The 4,406-nt window shown below is 75.6% G+C and carries 5 protein-coding genes; 1 reads left to right on the top strand and 4 read right to left on the bottom strand.

Translation table 11 applies throughout. From position 1 onward, the window contains the following. Nucleotides 1-283: 283 nt before the first annotated feature. Complete coding sequence (locus ACIQOV_RS29370) at nucleotides 284-667, top strand: cold-shock protein (RefSeq protein ID WP_401053585.1); 384 nt, start codon at nucleotides 284-286, stop codon at nucleotides 665-667. Nucleotides 668-685: 18 nt separating this feature from the next. Here the strand turns inward: ACIQOV_RS29370 and ACIQOV_RS29365 are convergent, their stop codons facing one another. The 4 genes from ACIQOV_RS29365 to ACIQOV_RS29350 all read right to left on the bottom strand — a co-directional run bounded on the left by ACIQOV_RS29365 (nucleotide 686) and on the right by ACIQOV_RS29350 (nucleotide 4,313). After that, nucleotides 686-1,537, bottom strand: coding sequence for a 1,4-dihydroxy-6-naphthoate synthase (locus ACIQOV_RS29365; protein WP_359905752.1), 852 nt, complete (start codon nucleotides 1,535-1,537; stop codon nucleotides 686-688). Continuing rightward, a complete protein-coding gene (locus tag ACIQOV_RS29360; protein ID WP_359905749.1) occupies nucleotides 1,530-2,330 on the bottom strand; it encodes a futalosine hydrolase in 801 nt (266 codons plus the stop codon). The genes ACIQOV_RS29365 and ACIQOV_RS29360 overlap by 8 nt, the downstream gene beginning before the upstream one ends. A gap of 11 nt (nucleotides 2,331-2,341) precedes the next feature. After that, complete coding sequence (locus ACIQOV_RS29355; RefSeq protein ID WP_359905746.1) at nucleotides 2,342-2,887, bottom strand: hypothetical protein; 546 nt, start codon at nucleotides 2,885-2,887, stop codon at nucleotides 2,342-2,344. A 73-nt stretch (nucleotides 2,888-2,960) separates the two neighbouring features. Further along, complete coding sequence (locus tag ACIQOV_RS29350; protein ID WP_401053587.1) at nucleotides 2,961-4,313, bottom strand: MFS transporter; 1,353 nt, start codon at nucleotides 4,311-4,313, stop codon at nucleotides 2,961-2,963. Nucleotides 4,314-4,406: the final 93 nt, after the last annotated feature.

Genomic DNA, 4,406 nt, shown 5'->3' with positions numbered 1-4,406 from the left:
GGGGGGTGTCAGCCGATGGACCGCGCGGAGCCGCGCCCCGGCCGTGCCGGCGCCGGGTTGCCCGTGACCGCGAGATCCCGGTCCCGCCGCCCCGACCGGGCCTCGGAACGCGGATCCCTCGCGGAACGCGGATGAGGCAGTGACGGACGGTTAGTCTGCTCCTGACCGCGTGCCGGCCATGAGCGCCCACGGGCGCCGAGTCGAGGCCGGTCGTTTTTTCCCACCACCCAGTGATCCCCGGCCCGGGCCGGGATCCCCCACACCCATTCGAGGACTGTTCGAGATGCCCACCGGCCAGGTCAAGTGGTTCAACGAGACGAAGGGCTTCGGCTTCCTGTCGCGCGACGACGGCGGCGACGTCTTCGTCCACACCAAGGCGCTGCCCTCCGGTGTCACGTCGCTGAAGCCGGGCCAGCGGGTCGAGTTCGGCGTGGTCGCCGGGCACCGCGGGGACCAGGCGATGGCGGTGCAGCTGCTGGAGGCGCTGCCCTCGGTGGCCGCCGCCCAGCGCCGGAGCGCCGACGACATGGCACCGATCGTCCAGGACCTGATCACCACGCTGGACGCGGTGCTGCCCGGTCTCCAGCGCGGGCGCTACCCCGCCAAGCCGACCGGCCAGAAGCTGGCCGGCCTGCTGCGCGCGGTGGCCGACCAGTTCGACCTCTGACCGTCGGCCGGCCGCCGGCTAGAACGCGAGCGCACCCGGGTCGAGCGGGGGCACCAGCCCCTCCGCGGCGGCCCGGGTGAGCAGCGCGCGGACGGCGGCGTAGCCCTCCTCGCCGAGGTCCTCGCTGAACTCGGTGACGTACAGCCCGATGTGCTGCTCGGCGACGTCCAGGTCCATCTCCTGGGCGTGCGCCAGCACGTACTCGCGGCTCGCCGCCGGGTCCGCCCAGGCCTGCCGCACGGAGGCGCGGATCGCGTCGGCGATCGCCCGCAGCCGCTCGGCGCCGAGCGAGCGCCGGGCGACGATCGCGCCCAGCGGGATCGGCAGGCCGGTCTCCTGCTCCCAGGCCTCGCCCATGTCGGCCAGGCTGTGCAGGCCGTACTGCTGGTACGTGAAGCGGGCCTCGTGGATCACCAGGCCGGCGTCCACCCGGCCGTCCCGGACGGCGGGCATGATCTCGTGGAACGGCAGGACGACGATCTCGCCGAAGCCGCCGGGCACCGCCTTCGCCGCCCAGAGCCGGAACAGCAGGTAGGCGGTGGAGCGCTCGGAGGGCACCGCGACGGTCTTCCCGGCCAGGTCGGCGGGGGAGGCGACGCCCGGCAGGGTGAGCACCAGCGGGCCGCAGCCGCGGCCCAGCGCGCCGCCGCAGGGCAGCAGGGCGTACTCCTCCAGGACCCAGGGCAGCGCGCCGTAGCTGATCTTCAGCACGTCCAGCTCGCCGCGTTCGGCCCGGCCGTTGGTGACGTCGATGTCGGCGAAGGTCACCTCGGGGGCGTCCGCCCCGGGCACCAGGCCGTGTGCCCAGGCGTGGAAGACGAAGGTGTCGTTCGGGCAGGGCGAGTACGCGATGCTCAGCCGTTCAGCCACGGCCGGCCTCCTCAATCGGTTCGTGCCGCGCGGCCGGGTCCGGTTCGTGGCGCGCGGCCAGGTCGTGCACGGGCAGCGCGGCGAAGGCCCGCTCCAGGGCGGCCAGCGCCTCGCCGATCCGCCAGGCGGCCCGGTCGCGCGGGCCCACCGGATTGGACACCGTGCGCAGTTCGAGGGCCGGTACGCCGTACCGGGCGGCGGCCTCGGCCACCCCGAAGCCCTCCATCGCCTCGGCGACGGCACCGGGGTGGCGGGCGGCCAGTTCGGCGGCCCGCGCGGCGCTGCCGGTGACGGTGGAGACGGTCAGTACCGGGCCGACGGCGAGGCCCGGACCGCCCAGCGCCCGCGCGACCAGCGCGACGGCGGCCGGGGGCGGGGCGTGCCGGACGGTGCCGAAGCCCAGCTCGGTGACGTCGGCGAAGCCCTCGGGGGTCTCGGCGCCGAGGTCCGCGGCCACGATCGCGTCGGCCAGCACCGTGGAGCCGACCGGGGCGAGCGGGGCGAAGCCGCCGGCGATCCCGGCCGAGACGGCCAGCGCGTACGGGTGGGCCGCCAGCGCGGCGCAGGCGCCGGCGGCGGCGGCGGCCGGGCCGACCCCGGCGGCCAGCACGTCCACGGGCACCTCCTGGGCCCGGTGCAGCGTGCCGCCGGGCAGCGGCAGCGCGGCGGTCGCACCGGGCAGGCCGCGCAGCACGGCCTCGGCCTCGGCGGCCACCGCGACGACGACGAGCAGCCGGGCCCGTGCGGGGCCCGACTGCTCGGTGCGGCCGTCGGTGACGGCGGGCGCGGTCATCGCAGGCCCGGTCAGCCGTTGTCGGAGCTGTTGCCCTCGGTCTTCAGCTGGAAGTACCAGACGGCGATCGGGGCTTCCTGGTTCGGGTCGCCCTCGACCACGGTCACCACGGTCTTGCCGCTGGAGTTGAGCACCTTGTTCGCCGACTGGGCGCCCGACCAGGTCGGGCCCTTGGCGGCCGAGAACAGGGTGTAGCGACCGCCCTGGTTGGACGAGCCGCCGTTGGTGAAGGCCCACCAGCCCGTGTCGGCCACGTTGGGGGAGACCCCGACGCCGACCCGGTCGCTCCCCACGACGTCCGAGGTGGGCAGCGTGCCGTCGTGCAGGGCCTTGGTCGCGTCCTCCTGGCACTTCTGCTGCTGGTCGTCGGTGAGCGGGCTGCCGGCGTTCCAGCACAGCGGGTCCGCGACGATCGAGGAGTTGCCGACCGTGAGGGTGGCACGGTGCGAGATGTGCTCGGTCTGGCCGGCGGCAATGGCGACGGAGGTGCCCACCGTGGCGGCGCCGACCACGACGACGGCGCCGAGGGCGGCGATGGCACGGGAATTGAGGCTCATGCGTCAGAATCTACCGGGCCCGGCCGATCACGCGACGCGGGGGTCGGCACCGCGTGTTGCCGCGCCGGCGCGGTCAGGCGACCCGGGGCGTCGCCGGGTGCCGCCGCGGCCCCACCCGCAGGAGTGAGCGCAGCGTCCACAGCAGCGCCAGGCCGACCACCCCGGCGGCGATCGACAGGCCCAGCTTCCCGTTCAGCGGCAGCAGGATGCCGACCGCGCCGCCCGCCACCCAGGACAGCTGCATCAGGGTCTCCGAACGGGCGAACGCCGAGGTCCGCACCGCCTCCGGGACGTCCCGCTGGATCAGCGCGTCCAGGGCCAGCTTGCCCAGCGAGGCCGCCATCCCGGCCACCGCGGCGACCACGACCACCGTCACCACGCCGTACCAGAGCGCGGCCGCGGCCGTCGCGCAGGTCGCCAGCAGCAGCATCGCGCTGATGGTCTTCTCCGGGCCCCGGGTGCGCAGCCAGGAGCCGAGCACCGAGCCCAGCGCGTTGCCCGTCCCGGCGGCCAGCGCCACCAGGCCCAGCGCCACCGTCGGCCGCAGCCCGCCGATCGGCTCCTCCCGCAGCAGGAAGGCCAGGAACATCACCAGGAAGCCGACCAGCCACTTCATCGCCGACATCGCCCGCAGCGCCAGGATCACCGAGGGGCCGACCGTGCGCAGCGAGGCCTTGACCGGCGGCGGCCTGTGGTGGATCAGGTGCGAGCCCTCGCCGTGCACCTCGGCGTGCAGGACGGCGCGCTGCTCGCCCTTGGCGGAGTCCACCGCGGGCGGCAGGTGGAAGGCCATCAGGGTGCCGACCACGAACACCAGGAAGGCGCCGCGCAGCGGCCAGCCGGGCCCGACCAGGTGCAGCAGCCCGCCCACCCCGGCCGCCACGCCGGTGGCCAGCAGTCCGGCCAGGGTGACCCGGGAGTTCGCCTTCACCAGGGACAGCCGGCTCGGCAGCAGTCGCGGCACCACCACGCTGCGCACCACGCCGTACGCCTTGGACGCGACCAGCACGCCGAGCGCCTCCGGGTAGAGCGCGATGCCGCCGCCGACGATCACCCCGGCCATCGTCCAGGCCAGCACCGCCCGGGCCAGCATCGCCATCGCCATGGCCGCCCGCCGGCCGTGCGGCAGCCGGTCCAACAGCGGGCCGATCACCGGGGCCAGCAGGGCGAACGGGGCCATCGTGATCAGCAGGTAGAGCGCGACCCGGCCGCGGGCCTCGCCGGTGGGCACCGAGAAGAAGATGGTGGACGCCAGCGCGACGGTGATCAGCATGTCGCCGAAGGAGTTGAGCGCGTGCAGCTCGATCAGCTTCGCGAGGCCGGACTCGCCCGCGCCCTCGGCGGCGGTGGCCCGGCGGATCCGGCGGCCGGTGCCGTGCACCACCTTGCCGGTGCGGGAGCCGGCGGCGGAGGCGGTGCGGATCAGGAAGTGCCGGCGGGGCTCGGGGGCCTCGTCCTCGTCCCCGTCCGGCTCCCGCGGGGCCCGGTCGGGGCCGTCCGGGGCTTCGGCCGCGGAGGG

It is taken from the genome of Kitasatospora sp. NPDC091257 (assembly GCF_044757675.1).
In the GTDB taxonomy this organism is placed as follows: domain Bacteria; phylum Actinomycetota; class Actinomycetes; order Streptomycetales; family Streptomycetaceae; genus Kitasatospora; species Kitasatospora lactacystinica.
The sequence above is the reverse complement of the archived record's forward strand: the minus strand, read 5'-3'. Positions and strand labels throughout refer to the sequence as shown.